The organism is Microbispora sp. CA-135349 (assembly GCF_050947365.1).
Lineage (GTDB): Bacteria > Actinomycetota > Actinomycetes > Streptosporangiales > Streptosporangiaceae > Microbispora.
In genome coordinates this window covers 1,200,671-1,217,167 of the sequence record NZ_CP192001.1, presented here as the reverse complement: position 1 = coordinate 1,217,167, position 16,497 = coordinate 1,200,671, and the positions used below count along the sequence as shown (strand labels likewise).

Here is a 16,497-nt window from a genome sequence, read left to right as displayed (position 1 = left end):
GCCTGAACGCCACCCCATGGAGTGGAGTGGCGTTCCGGGCTGCGGTAATGATTCAGTCAGCGAACCGCCGCAGTGCCGACATCGCCCGCTGGGTGATCTCCTCGACCGGACCGGTCGCGTCGACCCCCTGCAGGATGCCCTCGTCGGCGTAGAACGAGATCAACGGCGCCGTCTGCTCCTGGTAGACCTCCAGGCGGCGTCTGATGGTCTCCTCACGGTCGTCGTCCCGCTGGAAGAGCTCCCCGCCGCAGGCGTCGCAGACGCCCTCCACGGCGGGCGGGTCGAACACGACGTGCCACACCTTGCCGCAGGAGCGGCAGGTACGGCGGCCCGCCAGGCGGCGTACGACCTCGTCGTCCTCGACGACCAGGTTGAGGACCACGTCGAGCGCTGTGCCGAACTCGGCCAGCATCTTCTTCAGGACCTCGGCCTGCGGCACGTTGCGGGGGAAGCCGTCCAGGAGGAAGCCCTCCTGCGCGTCGTCCTCCGACAGCCGGTCGCGGACCATCGCCACGGTCACCTCGTCGGGGACGAGGTCGCCGCGGTCCATGTACTCCTTGGCGAGCTTGCCGAGCTCCGTGCCGCCGGAGACGTTGGCACGGAAGATGTCGCCTGTCGAGATTTTCGGGATCGACAGGTGCGAAGCGATGAACTGGGCCTGCGTCCCCTTACCCGCTCCGGGGGGCCCTACCAGGACGACGCGCACTATCTCAGGAAGCCCTCGTAGTTGCGCTGCTGAAGCTGGCTCTCGATCTGCTTGACCGTGTCCAGACCAACACCAACCATGATCAGAATGCTGGTCCCTCCGAACGGGAAGTTCTGGCTCGCTCCGGCCACCGCCAGCGCGATGATCGGGATGAGCGAGATGACACCCAGATACGGAGCGCCCGCGGCCGTGAGCCTGTTGAGCACGTAGCTCAGGTACTCAGCGGTCGGCCGGCCCGGGCGGATGCCCGGAATGAACCCACCGTACTTCTTCATGTTGTCAGCCACTTCAGGGGGGTTGAAAGTGATGGACACGTAGAAGTACGTGAAGAAGACGATCAGCAGGAAGAACGTGGCCATGTAGATGGGGTGGTCGCCCCTGATCATGTTCTGCGCCAGCCACTCGACCACCGCGTTGGGGTTCTGGCTGTTGCCGAACAGCGTGACCAGCAGCTGCGGCAGGTACAGCAGCGACGAGGCGAAGATGACCGGGATGATGCCGGCCTGGTTCACCTTGAGCGGGATGTAGGTCGAGGTGCCGCCGTACATCCGGCGGCCGACCATCCGCTTGGCGTACTGCACCGGGATGCGACGCTGCGCCTGCTCGATGAACACGACGACACCGATCATCACGATGCCGACGATCATCACGACCACGAACTTGAACGGGCTCTGGCGGAAGATGTTCACGAGCTCGGACGGGAACACCGCGATGACCTGCGTGAAGATCAGGATCGACATGCCGTTGCCGACGCCGCGGTCGGTCACCAGCTCGCCCAGCCACATGATCACGGCGGTTCCGGCGGTCATCGTGACGACCATGGTGATCAACGGGAAGACGTCCTGGCTCAGCAGGACTTCCTTGTTGCAGTTCTGGAAGAGCTGCCCACTACGGGCGAGCGCGACGAACGCGGTCGACTGCAGCACCGCGAGGCCGATGGTCAGGTAACGGGTGTATTGTGTGATCTTCGCCGTGCCCGCCTGGCCCTCCTTCTTGAGGGCCTCCAGCCGGGGGATCACCACCGTCAGCAGCTGCAGGATGATGCTCGCGGTGATGTACGGCATGATGCCGAGCGCGAACACTGAAAGTTTCAACAGGGCGCCGCCGCTGAAGAGCTGCACCATCCCGTAGATGTTTGCAGCGTCTCCCGCCTGGGCCTCCTCAAGACACAGGGCCACGTTCTGGGCGTTGACGCCCGGAGTGGGAAGCACCGAGCCGAGCCGGAACAGCACGATGATGCCCAGTGTGAAGAGCAGCTTCTTGCGCAGGTCCGGCGTACGGAACGCCCGGGTAATCGCGGTCAGCACGGTCCCTCCTGCGCGTCAGTGACGCGGTAACGGTCGGCGATGGCCCCCAAGGCGTCCATCGACATGTCTTTCTGCCAGAGTGCTTGGTCTGGCACGGGTGGAGCCCCGTGCCAGGCGAACTCTAACGCACTACGGGCGCGGAGGCTCATAACGAACCTCCGCGCCTCGTGCAGCGTCATGCCTACAGCTCGGAAACCGAGCCACCGGCCGCGGCGATCTTCTCCTTCGCGCTGGCGGAGAAGGCGTGCGCCTGCACGTTCACCGCCACGGAGATCTCGCCGGTGCCGAGCACCTTCACGGGCTGGTTCTTGCGAACCGCACCCTTGGCGACCAGGTCGTCGAGGGTGACGTCGCCGCCCTGGGGGAACAGCTCCCCAAGCCTGTCCAGGTTGACGACCTGGTAGGTCGTCTTGAACAGGGCGTTGGAGAAGCCCTTCAGCTTCGGCAGCCGCCGCTGGAGCGGAACCTGGCCACCCTCGAAGCCCGGCATCACGGCGGTACGGGCCCTGGTGCCCTTGGTGCCACGGCCGGCCGTCTTGCCCTTGGAGCCCTCACCGCGACCCTTGCGGGTCTTGGCCTTGTTGGCGCCGGGGGCCGGACGGAGGTCGTGAATCTTGAGCGGAGCGTTCTCGGTCATGACTAGTCGACCTCCTCAACTTCGACGAGGTGCGACACCTTGGCGACCATGCCCCGGATCTCCGGGCGGTCCTCCTTGACGACCACGTCGCCGATTCGCTTCAGACCCAGCGAGCGCAGCGAGTCACGCTGGTTCTGCTGACCACCGATCTTGGACCGGGTCTGGGTGATCTTCAGACGAGCCATCGCTAGCTCACCGCCTTCGCGGCCGCGGCCGCCTCGGCCAGGCCCTCGGCGCGAGCCTTCAGCATCGCCTTGGGAGCGACGTCCTCGATCGGCAGGCCACGGCGGGCGGCGATCTCCTCGGGCCTGCTGAGGCCCTTCAGAGCCGCCACGGTGGCGTGCACGATGTTGATCGGGTTGTCCGAGCCGAGCGACTTGGACAACACGTCGTGGATCCCGGCGCACTCCAGGACCGCGCGGACCGGGCCACCCGCGATGACGCCCGTACCGGGCGAGGCCGGACGCAGGAGGACGACGCCGGCGGCGTCCTCACCCTGCACCGGGTGCGGGATCGTGCCCTGGATGCGCGGAACCTTGAAGAAGTGCTTCTTGGCCTCCTCGACGCCCTTGGCGATCGCCGCGGGCACCTCCTTGGCCTTGCCGTAGCCGACCCCGACGAGGCCGTTGCCGTCGCCGACGATGACCAGCGCGGTGAAGCTGAAGCGCCGGCCGCCCTGGACGACCTTCGCCACTCGGTTGATCTTTACAACGCGCTCGATGTACGAGACGCCCTTGTCTGCGGCGCCACCGCGGCGGTCATCACGACGGTCACGCCGCTCGCCACCGCCGCCGGCACCGCGACGCGGAGCTGCAGCCATCAGTGGTTCCTCTTCTCGTTGCTCTTGGGACGGGCCGTCAGTCGCGACCCCCGGGCCGGAGCCATCAGAACTCCAGCCCGCCTTCACGGGCGCTGTCAGCGAGAGCGGCAATGCGCCCCGCGTAGCGGTTGCCACCGCGGTCGAACACGACAGCGGTGATCCCGGCGCTCTTGGCCCGCTGAGCGAGAAGCTCGCCGACCTTCTTCGCCTTCTCGGTCTTGTCACCCTCGGCGCCGCGCAGCGAGGCGTCCATGGTGGACGCGCTCACCAGCGTGTGCCCCTGGGTGTCGTCGACGATCTGCACGAACAGGTGACGCGTGGACCGGTTGACGACCAGACGCGGACGCTCGGACGTACCGAAGACGTTCTTGCGGACACGGTGGTGCCGGCGGGCCCGGGAGACCGTGCGGGCGGCCGTGTGCTTGCCGAACGCAGTCTTTCCAGCCATGCCTACTTACCAGCCTTTCCGACCTTGCGGCGGACAACCTCGCCCTGGTAGCGCACGCCCTTGCCCTTGTACGGGTCCGGCTTGCGCAGCTTCCTGATGTTGGCGGCGACCTCGCCGACCTTCTGCTTGTCGATGCCGTCCACGTGGAACAGGGTCGGCTTCTCGACGCGGAAGCTGACACCGTCGGGCGCGTCGACGATCACCGGGTGGCTGAAGCCCAGCGAGAACTCCAGCTGCGTCGGGCCCTTGGCCTGAACGCGGTAACCGACGCCGACGATCTCGAGCGTCTTCGTGTAGCCCTGCGTGACGCCCGCCACCATGTTGGCGATGAGCGTGCGGGACAGGCCGTGCAGAGCACGCACCTTGTTCTCGTCGTTCGGGCGGGTGACGGCTACGGTGCCGTCCTCGCCGCGCGAGACCTCGATGGGCTCGGCGACCGTGTGAGTGAGCGTGCCCTTGGGCCCCTTGACCTGGACTTCCCGGCCGTCGATCGTGATGTCGACACCCGCCGGTACGGGGATGGGCAGCCGTCCGATTCGCGACATGCTGAGTGCCTCCCCTCGTTACCAGACGTAGGCGAGGACTTCCCCGCCCACTCCACGCTTAGTCGCCTGCCGGTCCGTCATCAGGCCGCCGGACGTCGAGATGATCGCGACGCCCAGACCGCCCAGCACGCGGGGCAGGTTGTCCTTCTTTGCATAGACCCGCAGACCGGGCTTCGACACCCGGCGCAGGCCCGCGATGGCGCGCTCGCGGCTGGGGCCGAACTTCAGCTCCATCACGAGGTTCTTGCCAACCTTCGCGTCCTCGACGCTCCAGCCCTGGATGTAGCCCTCCTGCTGGAGGATCTCCGCGATGTGTGCCTTGATCTTGGAGTAAGGCATGCTCACGGTGTCGTGATAGGCCGAGTTCGCGTTACGCAGACGCGTCAGCATGTCTGCGATCGGGTCGGTCATCGTCATGGCCGGTGGCCTTCCTCACCGCGGTTTCCCCGATGGGACCTTCGGTGTGGTCGTGGGCGCTGCGTTCAGCGCCCGGTTGATATGACTTCTGTACGGCTGGCCCGCGAGGGCTTACCAGCTCGACTTGGTGATGCCGGGCAGCTCGCCCCGGTGCGCCATCTCGCGGAAGCACACGCGGCACAGCCCGAACTTGCGGTAGACAGCGCGGGGACGGCCGCAGCGCGAGCACCGAGTGTACGCCCGGACCTCGAACTTCTGCTTGCGCGCTGCCTTGACCTTCAGCGACGTCTTCGCCATGATCAGGCCTCCTTGAAGGGGAATCCGAGGAGCTTCAGCAGCGCCCGGCCCTGCTCGTCGTTCTTCGCGGTGGTCACGACCGTGATGTCCATGCCCCGCTGCCGGTCCACCTTGTCCTGGTCGACCTCGTGGAACATGACCTGCTCGGTCAGGCCGAAGGTGTAGTTGCCGTTGCCGTCGAACTGCTTCGGCGACAGACCGCGGAAGTCACGGATACGCGGCAGCGCCAGAGCCAGCAGCCGGTCGAGGAACTCCCACATGCGGTCGCCGCGCAGCGTCACGTGCGCGCCGATCGGCATGCCCTCACGCAGCTTGAACTGCGCGATGGACTTGCGGGCGCGGGCGACGGCCGGCTTCTGGCCGGTGATGGCGGTCAGGTCGCGCACGGCGCCCTCGATGAGCTTCGAGTCGCGGGCGGCCTCGCCGACACCCATGTTCACCTTGATCTTGGTGATCGTGGGCACCTGCATGATGTTCTCGATGCCGAACTCCTCGCGCAGCTTCGCGATGATCTCCTCGCGGTAGCGCTGCTTGAGGCGCGGAACAACTCGCTCTTCAGTCGTGGCGGTCATCAGCTGTCCTCACCCGTCGCCGCGGCGTCGCCCTTGGCGGCGGCCTTCTTCTCGGGCTTCTTCTCGTCATCCTTGAGCTTCTTGACGTTGCTCACGTGGATGGGAGCCTCCATGGTCTGCACGCCGCCCTCCTGGGCGCCTCGCGGGCCCTGGTTGGTGACCTTGGAGTGCTTCTTGATCATGTTGACGCCCTCGACCACCACACGCTCGTCGCGCGGGTAGGCGGCGATGATCCGGCCCTTGGCGCCCTTGTCCTTGCCGGCGATGACCTGGACGAGGTCGCCCTTCTTCACGTGCAGCTTCGGCATCACAGCACCTCCGGCGCGAGCGAGATGATGCGCATGAACTTCTTGTCGCGCAGTTCACGGCCCACCGGGCCGAAGATGCGGGTGCCCCGCGGGTCGCCGCTGTCCTTGATGATGACCGCGGCGTTCTCGTCGAAGCGGATGTAGGAGCCGTCGGGGCGGCGGCGCTCCTTCACGGTGCGCACCACGACAGCCTTGACAACGTCGCCTTTCTTAACGCCTCCGCCGGGAATGGCGTCCTTCACCGTGCCCACGATGATGTCGCCGATTCCCGCGTAGCGCCGACCCGAGCCGCCGAGCACGCGGATGCAAAGAATCTCCTTGGCACCCGTGTTGTCGGCGACCTTGAGCCGCGACTCCTGCTGGATCACGTCTACTCCTGTGTGTCGTGCCGGTTCTCACCTCACGGTGAGCCTGGCCGAACCCGATGTGGTCTTTTTCCCTCGGCGACAGTCGTACGACCGCCGCCGCTGGCGGACGGGGCCGACGGCCGGCCCCGCCCCTTGGACACCGTCATGGGGGGTGGTTTCCCACCCCCCACGAGGCGCGTCTTTGTGAGGTTACTTGGCCTTCTCGAGGATCTCGACGACCCGCCACCGCTTGGTGGCCGACAGCGGCCGGGTCTCCATCAGGAGGACGCGGTCGCCGACGCCGCAGGAGTTCTGCTCGTCGTGGGCCTTGTACTTGGTCGTACGGCGGATGACCTTGCCGTACAGCGGGTGCTTGACGCGGTCCTCGACGGCGACGACGACGGTCTTGTCCATCTTGTCGCTGACGACCAGGCCCTCGCGGGTCTTGCGGTAGTTCCGCTGCGTCTCAGTGGTCGGGGTCTCGGTTGCTTCAGACATCGCTCGGCTCCTTCTCGACCGTGACGATCCCGAGCTCGCGCTCGCGCATCACGGTGTAGATGCGGGCGATCTCGCGGCGGACGGCACGCAGCCGCCCGTGGCTCTCCAGCTGACCCGTCGCCGACTGGAAGCGGAGGTTGAACAGCTCCTCCTTGGCTTCCTTCAGCTTCTGGACCAGGACCTCCTGGTCCTCGACACGCAGCTCCGCGGCGGTCAGACCCTTAGCCATCACGCCTCACCCACTTCACGCTTGACGAAACGGCACTTCATGGGGAGCTTGTGCATCGCACGCCGCATGGCCTCGCGGGCCACGGGCTCGGCGACACCGGACAGCTCGAACATGACACGGCCGGGCTTGACATTGGCGATCCACCACTCCGGAGAGCCCTTACCGGAACCCATGCGGGTCTCGGCCGGCTTCTTCGTCAGGGGGCGGTCCGGGAAGATGTTGATCCACACCTTGCCGCCACGGCGGATGTGCCGGGTCATGGCGATACGCGCGGCCTCGATCTGGCGGTTGGTCACGTAGGAGTGCTCAAGCGCCTGGATGCCGAACTCGCCGAAGACGACCCGGGTGCCGCCCTTGGCGGCGCCGCTGCGGTCGGGCCGGTGCTGCTTGCGGTGCTTGACCCTGCGCGGGATCAGCATGGTCAGCTCCCTTCAGCACCCGGCTGCTCCGCCGGGCCGGTCTCGGGGGCGGCCTGCGCGGCCGCCTCAGTCCTGGGTGCGCGGTCGGAACGACCCGCACCGCCACGACGGGGACGGTCGCCGCCGCCACGACGCGGACGCTCGCCCGCGCCACCGCGACGGTCGTCGCGACGCTGCCCCGCACGGGCCGCGGCCGCTGCCGCATCCCGCTCGGCGCGGCTGGTCGGGGCCTCGCCCTTGTAGATCCACACCTTCACGCCGATGCGGCCGAAGGTGGTGCGGGCCTCGTAGAAGCCGAAGTCGACGTCCGCGCGGAGCGTGTGCAGGGGCACGCGGCCCTCGCGGTAGAACTCCGAGCGCGACATCTCGGCGCCGCCGAGACGGCCGGAGCACTGGACACGGATGCCCTTGGCCCCGCTCTTCATGGCGGACTGCATGGCCTTGCGCATGGCCCGGCGGAACGAGACGCGGCTGGACAGCTGCTCGGCCACGCCCTGCGCGACGAGCTGCGCGTCGGTCTCGGGGTTCTTCACCTCGAGGATGTTCAGCTGGACCTGCTTCTTGGTCAGCTTCTCCAGGTCGCCGCGGATGCGGTCGGCCTCGGCGCCGCGGCGGCCGATGACGATGCCCGGCCGGGCGGTGTGGATGTCGACCTGGACGCGGTCGGTCGTGCGCTCGATCTCGACCTTGGAGATGCCGGCCCGCTCCATGCCCTTCTGCAGCATGCGACGGATCGCCACGTCCTCGGCGACGTACGACTTGTACAGCTTGTCGGCGTACCACCGGCTCTTGTGCTCGGTCGTGATGCCGAGGCGGAACCCGTGCGGGTTAACCTTCTGGCCCACTAGCGGGTCCTTCCCTTCGGCTCGCGGGACTCCACGATCACAGTGATGTGACTGGTCCGCTTGTTGATCCGATAGGCACGACCCTGGGCACGCGGGCGGAAGCGCTTGAGCGTCGGGCCCTCGTCGACCCACGCCCGGCTCACGAAGAGCGTGTCCCGGTCGAGCTTGAAGTTGTGCTCAGCGTTCGCGATCGCGCTCGAGAGCACCTTGTAAACGGTCTCGCTCGCCGCCTGGGGAGCGAACTGCAGCACGGCCTGCGCCTCCGAAGCGGGCAGCCCGCGAATGAGGTCCACCACACGGCGGGCCTTCCGGGGCGTGTGGCGCGCATACCGCGCCTGTGCCCTGGCTTCCATCGCTTTCTCCTCTAACTGCTGGCTTGAAGGCGCTTACCGCCGGCTGCGGCGGTCTTCCTTGACGTGGCTGCGGAACGTCCGCGTGGGGGCGAACTCACCGAGCTTGTGACCGATCATCGACTCGGTGACGAACACCGGGACGTGCTTGCGGCCGTCGTGCACGGCGATCGTGTGGCCGATCATGTCGGGCACGATCATGGAGCGCCGCGACCACGTCTTGATGACGTTCTTGGTGCCCTTCTCGTTCTGGGCGTCCACCTTCTTCTGAAGGTGATCGTCCACGAAGGGACCCTTCTTAAGACTACGTGGCATTTCGGCTGCTCCTACCGCTTCTTCCTCTTGCTCCGACGACGGATGATCAGCCGGTCGCTCGGCTTGTTCGGCTGCCGGGTGCGGCCCTCGGGCTTACCCTTCGGGTTCACCGGGTGACGACCACCGGAGGTCTTGCCCTCACCACCACCGTGCGGGTGGTCGACCGGGTTCATGGCGACACCGCGGACCGTGGGGCGCTTGCCCTTCCAGCGGTTGCGGCCGGCCTTGCCGATGCTGATGTTGCCCTGCTCGGCGTTGCCCACCTGGCCCACAGAGGCCCGGCAGCGCACGTCGACCTGGCGCATTTCTCCGGACGGCATACGCAGCGTGGCGTACATGCCCTCCTTGGCGAGCAGCTGGATCTGCGCGCCGGCGCTGCGGCCGAGCTTGGCGCCGCCACCCGGGCGGAGCTCCACCGCGTGGATGAAGGTACCGGTCGGGATGTTGCGCAGCGGCAGGCAGTTGCCCGGCTTGATGTCGGCCGTGGGGCCGTTCTCGATCCGGTCCCCCTGCTTGAGGCCGGCCGGAGCGAGGATGTAGCGCTTCTCGCCGTCGGCGTAGTGGAGCAGCGCGATGCGGGAGGTCCGGTTGGGGTCGTACTCGATGTGCGCGACCTTGGCCGGGATCCCGTCCTTGTCGTGGCGGCGGAAGTCGATGATCCGGTAGGCGCGCTTGTGCCCGCCTCCCTGGTGCCGGGCGGTCACCCGGCCGTGGACGTTACGGCCGCCCTTGCTGTGCAGGGGTGCAAGCAGCGACTTCTCCGGAGTGCTGCGCGTGATCTCGGCGAAGTCCGAGACGCTCGCGCCGCGACGACCCGGAGTCGTCGGCTTGTATTTACGGATGCCCATCTCTTTCGTTCATCCTTCGTCGGTTCGTACCGGTCGGGGTCCGCCTCTCGGCGGTCCCCCCGGTGCTTACTCAATGGGGCGGTCCCTCGCTCGGTGGCGAGGGGCCCCTCTCCCCGCTGCGGCAGGTGCTAGCCGATCTGACCGAAGATGTCGATCCGCTCGCCCTCGGCCAGGCTCACGATCGCGCGCTTGGTGTCGGGGCGCTGGCCGTAGCCGTGCCGGGTCCGCTTGCGCTTGCCCTGGCGGTTGATCGTGTTCACGCCGGTCACCTTGACGCCGAAGATCTGCTCGACGGCGATCTTCACCTGCGTCTTGTTGGCACCCTTGCGCACCAGGAACGTGTACTTGTTGTGCTCATCGATCAGGCCGTAGCTCTTCTCGGAGACGATCGGCTTGAGGATGATGTCACGCGGGTCGGCGATCTTCTGCATCAGGCCTCTTCCTTCCCGCTCTTCGCCAGCCGGGCCACGACCTGGTCGTAGGCCTCACGGGTGAAGACCACGTCGTCGTGGCACAGCACGTCGTAGGTGTTCAGCTGTCCCGCGTCCAGCAGGTGGACCTCGGGCGCGTTGCGCAGGCTGAGCCAGGTGAGCTCGTCGTTCTCGTCGACCACGACGAGCACGCTGCGGGCCTGCGTGATCTTGCGCAGCGCCTCCAGGGTGGCTCTGGTCTTGGGCGTGTCACCCGTGACCAGGCTGTCCACCACGTGGACGCGGCCGCCGCCGGCGCGGTCGGACAGCGCGCCCTTCAGGGCGGCCGCCTTCATCTTCTTGGGCGTCCGCTGCTCGTACGAGCGCGGCTGCGGGCCGTGGACGACGCCACCGCCGGCGAACTGCGGAGCACGGGTCGAGCCCTGGCGGGCGCGGCCGGTGCCCTTCTGCCGGTACGGCTTCTTGCCGCCGCCGGACACGTCGCCGCGGGTCTTGGTGGCGTGGGTGCCCTGCCGGCGCGCGGCGAGCTGGGCGACGACCACCTGGTGGATCAGCGGGACGTTGACCTTGGCCCCGAAGACCTCCTCGGGGAGGTCGACGGTCCCCGTCTTGGCGCCGCTGGCGTCGAGGACGTCAATGGTCGTGGTCACTTCGCAGCAACCCCCTTCTTGGCAGCGGTGCGGAGGAGGACCAGGCTGCCGTTGGCGCCGGGGATCGCACCCTTGATCAGGATGAGGCCCTTCTCGGCGTCCACGGCGTGCACCTTGAGGCTCTGGACCGTCGTGCGGACGTTGCCCATCCGGCCGGCCATGCGCACGCCCTTGAAGACGCGGCCCGGGGTGGCGCAGCCACCGATGGAACCCGGGGAGCGGTGCTTGCGCTGGGTACCGTGCGAAGCGCTCAGACCACGGAAGTTGTGGCGCTTCATGACACCGGCGTAGCCCTTGCCCTTGCTCTTGCCAGTGACGTCGACGTACTGGCCGGCCTCGAAGGTGTCGGCGAGGATCTCCTGGCCGATCGTGTACTCGGAGGCGTCGTCGGTGCGTACCTCGGTGAAGTAGCGGCGCGGGGTGATGTCGTGCTTGCGCAGGTAGTCGCCCAGGGGCTTGTTCACCTTGCGCGGGTCGATCTGCCCGTAGCCGAGCTGGACGGCGGAGTAGCCGTCCTTCTCCGGAGTGCGGACCCGGGTCACCACGCACGGACCGGCCTCGACCACGGTGACCGGGATCACCCGGTTCGCCTCATCGAAGACCTGGGTCATGCCGAGCTTCTTGCCCAGGACGCCCTTGATCTGCTTAGCCATGTCAGTGCGTTCCTTAGAGCTTGATCGAGATGTCCACGCCGGCGGGAAGGTCGAGACGCATGAGCGAGTCGACCGTCTTCGGCGTCGGGTCGATGATGTCAATCAGCCGCTTGTGCGTACGCATCTCAAAGTGCTCGCGGCTGTCCTTGTACTTGTGCGGCGACCGGATGACGCAGTACACGTTCTTCTCGGTCGGCAGCGGCACCGGGCCAGCGACCTTGGCACCGGTCCGCGTCACCGTCTCGACGATCTTCTTGGCCGAGCTGTCGATGACCTCGTGGTCATACGCCTTAAGCCGGATGCGGATCTTCTGTCCCGCCATAATGGCCTCGGTGTCCTTCGCTGTCGTCCTATAAAGCTTCGCGCGGCCTGTTGCCGCAGGTCTGTTTCCACAAGACCGACGCCCGGATTCCGTCCGGTGTTCCGTGATCTGGCAGTGGCTTCGGTCGAAGTGCGGCCGAAAGCACTGCGAGATCACGGTCTCGTCGTCCGTGGAGGGGTCGTCTCCGGCCCCTGCGTGGTGCGGCGGTCAGGCCCTTGCGGACCCGACCGCCGCCCAGCGGTGCTACTACTTGATGACCTTCGTAACGCGACCGGCGCCGACGGTGCGGCCACCCTCACGGATCGCGAACTTCAGACCCTCTTCCATGGCGACCGGCTGGATGAGCTGGACGGTCATCTCGGTGTTGTCACCGGGCATGACCATCTCGGTGCCCTCCGGCAGGTTCACCACGCCCGTCACGTCAGTCGTACGGAAGTAGAACTGCGGACGGTAGTTGTTGAAGAACGGCGTGTGGCGGCCGCCCTCGTCCTTGGACAGGATGTAGACCTGCGCCTCGAACTCGGTGTGCGGGGTGGTCGTGCCCGGCTTGATGACACACTGACCGCGCTCGACCTCCTCACGCTTGATGCCGCGCAGGAGCAGACCGACGTTGTCACCGGCCTGGCCCTCGTCGAGGAGCTTGCGGAACATCTCGACGCCGGTGACGGTCGTCGTGGTGCTCTTCTCCTTGATGCCGATGATGTCGACGGTCTCGTTGACCTTGACGATGCCGCGCTCGATACGGCCGGTGACGACGGTGCCGCGACCGGTGATCGAGAACACGTCCTCGATCGGCATGAGGAACGGCTTGTCGGTGTCACGAACGGGCTCGGGGACGTTCTCGTCCACGGCGTTCATGAGCTCGATGATGGAGTCGCCCCACTTCTCGTCGCCCTCGAGCGCCTTAAGCGCCGATACGCGCACGACCGGCAGGTCGTCGCCCGGGAACTCCTGGGCGGACAGCAGCTCGCGGACCTCGAGCTCGACGAGCTCCAGGATCTCCTCGTCGTCGACCATGTCGGCCTTGTTGAGGGCCACGACGATGTAGGGGACGCCGACCTGGCGGGCCAGGAGGACGTGCTCCTTCGTCTGCGGCATCGGGCCGTCGGTCGCCGCGACCACCAGGATCGCGCCGTCCATCTGGGCGGCACCGGTGATCATGTTCTTCACGTAGTCGGCGTGACCGGGGCAGTCCACGTGGGCGTAGTGGCGCTTCTCGGTCTGGTACTCGACGTGCGCGATGGAGATGGTGATTCCGCGAGCCTTCTCCTCGGGCGCCTTGTCGATCTTGTCGAACGGGGTCGCCTCGTTGAGCTGCGGGAAACGGTCGTGAAGCACCTTGGTGATCGCCGCGGTCAGAGTGGTCTTGCCGTGGTCGATGTGCCCAATGGTGCCGATGTTCACGTGCGGCTTGTTCCGCTCGAACTTGGCCTTGGCCACTGGTCTGTCTCCTTAGAGATTCTGACTTGACTTTCGTCTTCTACCTCAGGCTCTGTACGGCGGGGCGCCGAGAGCGCCCCACCATACAGCGAGCGGAACTATTCGCCCCGAGCCTTCGCGACGATCTCCTTGGCGATGCCCGGGGGCACCTCCGCGTAGGAGTCGAACTGCATGCTGTAGCTCGCCCGTCCCTGAGTGCGGCTGCGCAGGTCGCCCACGTAGCCGAACATCTCCGAGAGCGGAACGAGCGCCCTGATGACACGGGCTCCGGACCGTTCGTCCATCGCCTGGATCTGTCCGCGACGACCGTTCAGGTCGCCGATGACGTCTCCCATGTAGTCCTCGGGCGTGGTGACCTCAACGGCCATCATCGGCTCGAGGAGTACGGCATCCGCCTTGCGCGCGGCCTCCTTGAAGGCCATCGAGCCGGCAATCTTGAAGGCCATTTCCGACGAGTCGACCTCGTGGAAGGCACCGTCCTGCAGCGTGACCTTGACGCCGACCATCGGGTAGCCGGCGAGCACGCCGAACTCGGCCGCCTCCTGCGCGCCCGCGTCCACCGACGGGATGTACTCCCGCGGGATGCGGCCACCGGTGACCTTGTTCTCGAACTCGTAACCGTCGTTGCCCTCGCCCAGCGGCTCCAGGCTGATGATCACGCGAGCGAACTGGCCGGAACCACCGGTCTGCTTCTTGTGCGTGTACTCGACCTTCTCCACCTTGCGGCGGATGGTCTCGCGGTAGGCGACCTGCGGGCGGCCGACGTTCGCCTCGACCTTGAACTCGCGGCGCATCCGGTCGACGAGGATCTCCAGGTGGAGCTCGCCCATGCCCCAGATGACCGTCTGGCCGGTCTCCTCGTCACGGCGGACCTGGAAGGACGGGTCCTCCTCGGCCAGCCGCTGGATCGCGGTGCCCAGCTTCTCCTGGTCGCCCTTGGTCTTGGGCTCGATGGCGACGTTGATGACCGGCGCCGGGAAGGTCATCGACTCGAGGACGACCTGCTTGACCGGGTCCGAGAGGGTGTCACCGGTGGTGGTGTCCTTCAGGCCCATGACGGCCACGATCTGACCAGCGGTCGCGGACGGGCGCTCCTCGCGCTTGTTCGCGTGCATCTGGTAGATCTTGCCGATCCGCTCCTTCTTGCCCTTGACCGAGTTCACCACGGTGGTGCCGGTCTCGAGCGTGCCGGAGTAGATGCGGATGTAGGTCAGCTTGCCCAGGTGCGGGTCGCTCATGATCTTGAACGCCAGCGCCGCGAAGGGCTCGTTCGGGTCCGCGTGGCGCTCGACGATCTCCTCCTCGTTGCCCACCGCGTGGCCCTTGAAGGCCGGGATGTCGGTGGGGGCGGGGAGGTAGGCGACGATCGCGTCGAGCAGGGGCTGCACGCCCTTGTTCTTGAACGCGGTGCCGCACAGGACCGGGTTGATCGAGCCGGCGACCGTCGCACGGCGGATGGCCGCGACGAGCTGCTCCTCGGTGGGCTCGACGCCCTCCAGGAAGAGCTCCATGAGCTCGTCGTCGTTCTCCGCCACGGTCTCGACGAGCTTGTCGCGCCACTCACGGGCGGCGTCGGCGTGGTCGGCCGGGATGTCGACGGTGTCGTACATCTCGCCCTTGGCCGCCTCGGCGCTCCAGAGCAGGCCCTTCATCTTCACCAGGTCGATGACGCCCTTGAAGTCGGCCTCGACGCCCCAGGGAAGCTGGATGACCGCAGGCGTGGAACCCAGCCGGCTGATCATCATGTCGACACAGCGGTGGAACTCCGCGCCGACCCGGTCCATCTTGTTCACGAAGCAGATGCGGGGCACGCCGTACCGGTCGGCCTGGCGCCAGACCGTCTCCGACTGCGGCTCCACGCCGGCGACGCCATCGAACACCGCGACCGCGCCGTCGAGAACACGCAGCGACCGCTCGACCTCGATGGTGAAGTCCACGTGTCCGGGCGTGTCGATGATGTTGATCGTGTGATCAAGCCAGCTGCAGGTGGTCGCGGCGGAGGTGATGGTGATGCCGCGCTCCTGCTCCTGCTCCATCCAGTCCATGGTGGCAGCGCCCTCATGGACTTCACCGATCTTGTAGTTGATGCCGGTGTAGAACAGGATGCGCTCAGTCGTCGTGGTCTTGCCCGCGTCGATGTGGGCCATGATCCCGATGTTGCGGACCCTGGCCAGGTCAAGAGCGGTCGTGGTGGCCACTTCTTCGCGTCCTTAACTCGTCGTCGGTGCTCACTACCAGCGGTAGTGCGCGAAGGCCTTGTTGGACTCGGCCATCTTGTGCGTGTCCTCGCGCCGCTTGACGCTGGCGCCGAGGCCGTTGCTCGCGTCGAGCAGCTCGTTCATGAGCCGCTCGGTCATGGTCTTCTCGCGGCGCGCCCGGGAGTACTGGACGATCCACCGCAGCGCCAGCGTAGTGCTGCGCGAGGCCTTGACCTCGACGGGCACCTGGTAGGTGGCGCCACCGACGCGGCGGCTCTTCACCTCGAGCGTCGGGCGGACGTTGTCGAGAGCGCGCTTGAGGGTGACGACCGGGTCGTTGCCGGTCTTGTCCTTGCAGCCCTCGAGGGCGCCGTAGACGATCGACTGCGCGAGGGAGCGCTTGCCGTCCAGGAGAACCTTGTTGATAAGCGCGGTGACCAGCGGCGAGTTGTGCACCGGGTCAGCGACCAGCTGGCGGCGGCCAGGGGAACCCTTGCGCGGCATGTCAGCTCTTCTCCTTCTTCGCGCCGTAGCGGCTGCGGGCCTGCTTGCGGTTGCGGACGGCCTGAGTGTCCAGCGAACCACGGATGATCTTGTAGCGAACACCCGGCAGGTCCTTCACACGACCACCACGCACGAGCACCATCGAGTGCTCCTGGAGGTTGTGGCCCACCCCGGGGATGTAAGCCGTGACCTCGATGCCGTTGGTGAGCCGAACACGGGCCACCTTGCGCAGCGCCGAGTTGGGCTTCTTGGGGGTCGTCGTGTAAACGCGGGTGCAAACGCCGCGCCGCTGCGGGCTCCCCTTGAGGGCAGGAGTCTTGGTCTTGCTGACCTTGTCCTGCCGGCCCTTACGGACCAACTGCTGAATGGTGGGCACCGCGTCTCCGTTTCG

General features: G+C 66.8%; 27 protein-coding genes. All 27 read right to left on the bottom strand.

Annotated elements, in window-relative coordinates:
- Positions 1-52 precede the first annotated feature (52 nt).
- Positions 53-706, bottom strand: a complete 654-nt coding sequence (locus ACQPZZ_RS06140; protein ID WP_079319854.1) for an adenylate kinase — start codon at positions 704-706, stop codon at positions 53-55.
- Entirely contained in the window at positions 706-2,013 is a 1,308-nt protein-coding gene (gene secY, locus ACQPZZ_RS06135; RefSeq protein WP_432929719.1) for a preprotein translocase subunit SecY, read from the bottom strand. The genes ACQPZZ_RS06140 and secY overlap by 1 nt, the downstream gene beginning before the upstream one ends.
- Positions 2,014-2,194: 181 nt before the next feature.
- On the bottom strand, positions 2,195-2,650 hold the full coding sequence (rplO, locus tag ACQPZZ_RS06130) for a 50S ribosomal protein L15 (protein ID WP_357118110.1): 456 nt from the start codon (positions 2,648-2,650) through the stop codon (positions 2,195-2,197).
- Positions 2,651-2,652: 2 nt separating this feature from the next.
- A complete protein-coding gene (rpmD, locus tag ACQPZZ_RS06125; protein WP_079319858.1) occupies positions 2,653-2,835 on the bottom strand; it encodes a 50S ribosomal protein L30 in 183 nt (60 codons plus the stop codon).
- Between the two features lie 2 nt (positions 2,836-2,837).
- The gene (gene rpsE, locus ACQPZZ_RS06120) at positions 2,838-3,470 is read right to left on the bottom strand and encodes a 30S ribosomal protein S5 (RefSeq protein ID WP_030508336.1); all 633 of its coding nucleotides are present in this window, start codon (positions 3,468-3,470) and stop codon (positions 2,838-2,840) included.
- Positions 3,471-3,534: 64 nt separating this feature from the next.
- A complete protein-coding gene (gene rplR / locus ACQPZZ_RS06115; RefSeq protein WP_363639202.1) occupies positions 3,535-3,918 on the bottom strand; it encodes a 50S ribosomal protein L18 in 384 nt (127 codons plus the stop codon).
- A gap of 2 nt (positions 3,919-3,920) precedes the next feature.
- Positions 3,921-4,463, bottom strand: coding sequence for a 50S ribosomal protein L6 (gene rplF / locus ACQPZZ_RS06110; protein WP_432929716.1), 543 nt, complete (start codon positions 4,461-4,463; stop codon positions 3,921-3,923).
- An 18-nt stretch (positions 4,464-4,481) separates the two neighbouring features.
- Positions 4,482-4,880 carry a 30S ribosomal protein S8 gene (gene rpsH, locus ACQPZZ_RS06105; protein ID WP_357044533.1) on the bottom strand — a complete coding sequence of 133 codons (399 nt, stop codon included), beginning with the start codon at positions 4,878-4,880 and terminating at the stop codon, positions 4,482-4,484.
- A 111-nt stretch (positions 4,881-4,991) separates the two neighbouring features.
- Positions 4,992-5,177 carry a type Z 30S ribosomal protein S14 gene (locus ACQPZZ_RS06100; protein WP_030451489.1) on the bottom strand — a complete coding sequence of 62 codons (186 nt, stop codon included), beginning with the start codon at positions 5,175-5,177 and terminating at the stop codon, positions 4,992-4,994.
- A 2-nt stretch (positions 5,178-5,179) separates the two neighbouring features.
- A complete protein-coding gene (gene rplE, locus ACQPZZ_RS06095; protein WP_432929713.1) occupies positions 5,180-5,749 on the bottom strand; it encodes a 50S ribosomal protein L5 in 570 nt (189 codons plus the stop codon).
- A complete protein-coding gene (rplX, locus tag ACQPZZ_RS06090) occupies positions 5,749-6,048 on the bottom strand; it encodes a 50S ribosomal protein L24 (RefSeq protein ID WP_432934290.1) in 300 nt (99 codons plus the stop codon). Before rplX ends, rplE begins: the two co-directional genes overlap by 1 nt.
- Before the next feature lie 8 nt (positions 6,049-6,056).
- On the bottom strand, positions 6,057-6,425 hold the full coding sequence (rplN, locus tag ACQPZZ_RS06085) for a 50S ribosomal protein L14 (RefSeq protein WP_030508330.1): 369 nt from the start codon (positions 6,423-6,425) through the stop codon (positions 6,057-6,059).
- Between the two features lie 189 nt (positions 6,426-6,614).
- Positions 6,615-6,902 (bottom strand): 30S ribosomal protein S17, encoded by a 288-nt coding sequence (gene rpsQ, locus ACQPZZ_RS06080; protein WP_346225635.1) that lies wholly within the window; start codon positions 6,900-6,902, stop codon positions 6,615-6,617.
- The gene (rpmC, locus tag ACQPZZ_RS06075; RefSeq protein ID WP_030508328.1) at positions 6,895-7,131 is read right to left on the bottom strand and encodes a 50S ribosomal protein L29; all 237 of its coding nucleotides are present in this window, start codon (positions 7,129-7,131) and stop codon (positions 6,895-6,897) included. Before rpmC ends, rpsQ begins: the two co-directional genes overlap by 8 nt.
- Entirely contained in the window at positions 7,131-7,550 is a 420-nt protein-coding gene (gene rplP / locus ACQPZZ_RS06070) for a 50S ribosomal protein L16 (protein ID WP_030508327.1), read from the bottom strand. The genes rpmC and rplP overlap by 1 nt, the downstream gene beginning before the upstream one ends.
- A gap of 2 nt (positions 7,551-7,552) precedes the next feature.
- Entirely contained in the window at positions 7,553-8,395 is an 843-nt protein-coding gene (gene rpsC / locus ACQPZZ_RS06065; protein ID WP_363639194.1) for a 30S ribosomal protein S3, read from the bottom strand.
- Positions 8,395-8,748, bottom strand: a complete 354-nt coding sequence (rplV, locus tag ACQPZZ_RS06060) for a 50S ribosomal protein L22 (RefSeq protein ID WP_079319864.1) — start codon at positions 8,746-8,748, stop codon at positions 8,395-8,397. Before rplV ends, rpsC begins: the two co-directional genes overlap by 1 nt.
- 33 nt (positions 8,749-8,781) lie before the next feature.
- Positions 8,782-9,060: a 30S ribosomal protein S19 gene (gene rpsS / locus ACQPZZ_RS06055; RefSeq protein ID WP_030508324.1), complete on the bottom strand. Its 279-nt coding sequence runs from the start codon at positions 9,058-9,060 to the stop codon at positions 8,782-8,784.
- A gap of 11 nt (positions 9,061-9,071) precedes the next feature.
- Positions 9,072-9,908, bottom strand: a complete 837-nt coding sequence (rplB, locus tag ACQPZZ_RS06050; RefSeq protein ID WP_363639191.1) for a 50S ribosomal protein L2 — start codon at positions 9,906-9,908, stop codon at positions 9,072-9,074.
- A gap of 128 nt (positions 9,909-10,036) precedes the next feature.
- Complete coding sequence (gene rplW, locus ACQPZZ_RS06045) at positions 10,037-10,339, bottom strand: 50S ribosomal protein L23 (RefSeq protein ID WP_076432505.1); 303 nt, start codon at positions 10,337-10,339, stop codon at positions 10,037-10,039.
- A complete protein-coding gene (gene rplD, locus ACQPZZ_RS06040) occupies positions 10,339-10,989 on the bottom strand; it encodes a 50S ribosomal protein L4 (RefSeq protein WP_432929708.1) in 651 nt (216 codons plus the stop codon). The genes rplW and rplD overlap by 1 nt, the downstream gene beginning before the upstream one ends.
- Entirely contained in the window at positions 10,986-11,642 is a 657-nt protein-coding gene (rplC, locus tag ACQPZZ_RS06035; RefSeq protein ID WP_363639187.1) for a 50S ribosomal protein L3, read from the bottom strand. The genes rplD and rplC overlap by 4 nt, the downstream gene beginning before the upstream one ends.
- 13 nt (positions 11,643-11,655) lie before the next feature.
- Positions 11,656-11,964 carry a 30S ribosomal protein S10 gene (gene rpsJ / locus ACQPZZ_RS06030; RefSeq protein ID WP_012887830.1) on the bottom strand — a complete coding sequence of 103 codons (309 nt, stop codon included), beginning with the start codon at positions 11,962-11,964 and terminating at the stop codon, positions 11,656-11,658.
- Positions 11,965-12,210: 246 nt separating this feature from the next.
- Positions 12,211-13,404 (bottom strand): elongation factor Tu, encoded by a 1,194-nt coding sequence (gene tuf, locus ACQPZZ_RS06025; protein WP_346225640.1) that lies wholly within the window; start codon positions 13,402-13,404, stop codon positions 12,211-12,213.
- Positions 13,405-13,502: 98 nt separating this feature from the next.
- Positions 13,503-15,551, bottom strand: coding sequence for an elongation factor G (fusA, locus tag ACQPZZ_RS06020; protein WP_432934288.1), 2,049 nt, complete (start codon positions 15,549-15,551; stop codon positions 13,503-13,505).
- An 84-nt stretch (positions 15,552-15,635) separates the two neighbouring features.
- Positions 15,636-16,106, bottom strand: a complete 471-nt coding sequence (gene rpsG / locus ACQPZZ_RS06015) for a 30S ribosomal protein S7 (RefSeq protein ID WP_079319871.1) — start codon at positions 16,104-16,106, stop codon at positions 15,636-15,638.
- 1 nt (position 16,107) lies between these two features.
- On the bottom strand, positions 16,108-16,482 hold the full coding sequence (gene rpsL / locus ACQPZZ_RS06010; RefSeq protein ID WP_030508316.1) for a 30S ribosomal protein S12: 375 nt from the start codon (positions 16,480-16,482) through the stop codon (positions 16,108-16,110).
- Positions 16,483-16,497 lie beyond the last annotated feature (15 nt).

What these genes read in the sequence shown, in the direction of transcription:
- rplO (WP_357118110.1), bottom strand. Translation starts at nt 2,650, where the DNA reads ATGACCGAGAACGCTCCGCTCAAGATTCACGACCTCCGTCCGGCCCCC.
- rpmD (WP_079319858.1), bottom strand. Translation starts at nt 2,835, where the DNA reads ATGGCTCGTCTGAAGATCACCCAGACCCGGTCCAAGATCGGTGGTCAG.
- rpsE (WP_030508336.1), bottom strand. Translation starts at nt 3,470, where the DNA reads ATGGCTGCAGCTCCGCGTCGCGGTGCCGGCGGCGGTGGCGAGCGGCGT.
- rplR (WP_363639202.1), bottom strand. Translation starts at nt 3,918, where the DNA reads ATGGCTGGAAAGACTGCGTTCGGCAAGCACACGGCCGCCCGCACGGTC.
- rplF (WP_432929716.1), bottom strand. Translation starts at nt 4,463, where the DNA reads ATGTCGCGAATCGGACGGCTGCCCATCCCCGTACCGGCGGGTGTCGAC.
- rpsH (WP_357044533.1), bottom strand. Translation starts at nt 4,880, where the DNA reads ATGACGATGACCGACCCGATCGCAGACATGCTGACGCGTCTGCGTAAC.
- ACQPZZ_RS06100 (WP_030451489.1), bottom strand. Translation starts at nt 5,177, where the DNA reads ATGGCGAAGACGTCGCTGAAGGTCAAGGCAGCGCGCAAGCAGAAGTTC.
- rplE (WP_432929713.1), bottom strand. Translation starts at nt 5,749, where the DNA reads ATGACCGCCACGACTGAAGAGCGAGTTGTTCCGCGCCTCAAGCAGCGC.
- rpsQ (WP_346225635.1), bottom strand. Translation starts at nt 6,902, where the DNA reads ATGTCTGAAGCAACCGAGACCCCGACCACTGAGACGCAGCGGAACTAC.
- rpmC (WP_030508328.1), bottom strand. Translation starts at nt 7,131, where the DNA reads ATGGCTAAGGGTCTGACCGCCGCGGAGCTGCGTGTCGAGGACCAGGAG.
- rplP (WP_030508327.1), bottom strand. Translation starts at nt 7,550, where the DNA reads ATGCTGATCCCGCGCAGGGTCAAGCACCGCAAGCAGCACCGGCCCGAC.
- rplV (WP_079319864.1), bottom strand. Translation starts at nt 8,748, where the DNA reads ATGGAAGCCAGGGCACAGGCGCGGTATGCGCGCCACACGCCCCGGAAG.
- rpsS (WP_030508324.1), bottom strand. Translation starts at nt 9,060, where the DNA reads ATGCCACGTAGTCTTAAGAAGGGTCCCTTCGTGGACGATCACCTTCAG.
- rplB (WP_363639191.1), bottom strand. Translation starts at nt 9,908, where the DNA reads ATGGGCATCCGTAAATACAAGCCGACGACTCCGGGTCGTCGCGGCGCG.
- rplW (WP_076432505.1), bottom strand. Translation starts at nt 10,339, where the DNA reads ATGCAGAAGATCGCCGACCCGCGTGACATCATCCTCAAGCCGATCGTC.
- rplC (WP_363639187.1), bottom strand. Translation starts at nt 11,642, where the DNA reads ATGGCTAAGCAGATCAAGGGCGTCCTGGGCAAGAAGCTCGGCATGACC.
- rpsJ (WP_012887830.1), bottom strand. Translation starts at nt 11,964, where the DNA reads ATGGCGGGACAGAAGATCCGCATCCGGCTTAAGGCGTATGACCACGAG.
- fusA (WP_432934288.1), bottom strand. Translation starts at nt 15,551, where the DNA reads ATGGCCCACATCGACGCGGGCAAGACCACGACGACTGAGCGCATCCTG.
- rpsG (WP_079319871.1), bottom strand. Translation starts at nt 16,106, where the DNA reads ATGCCGCGCAAGGGTTCCCCTGGCCGCCGCCAGCTGGTCGCTGACCCG.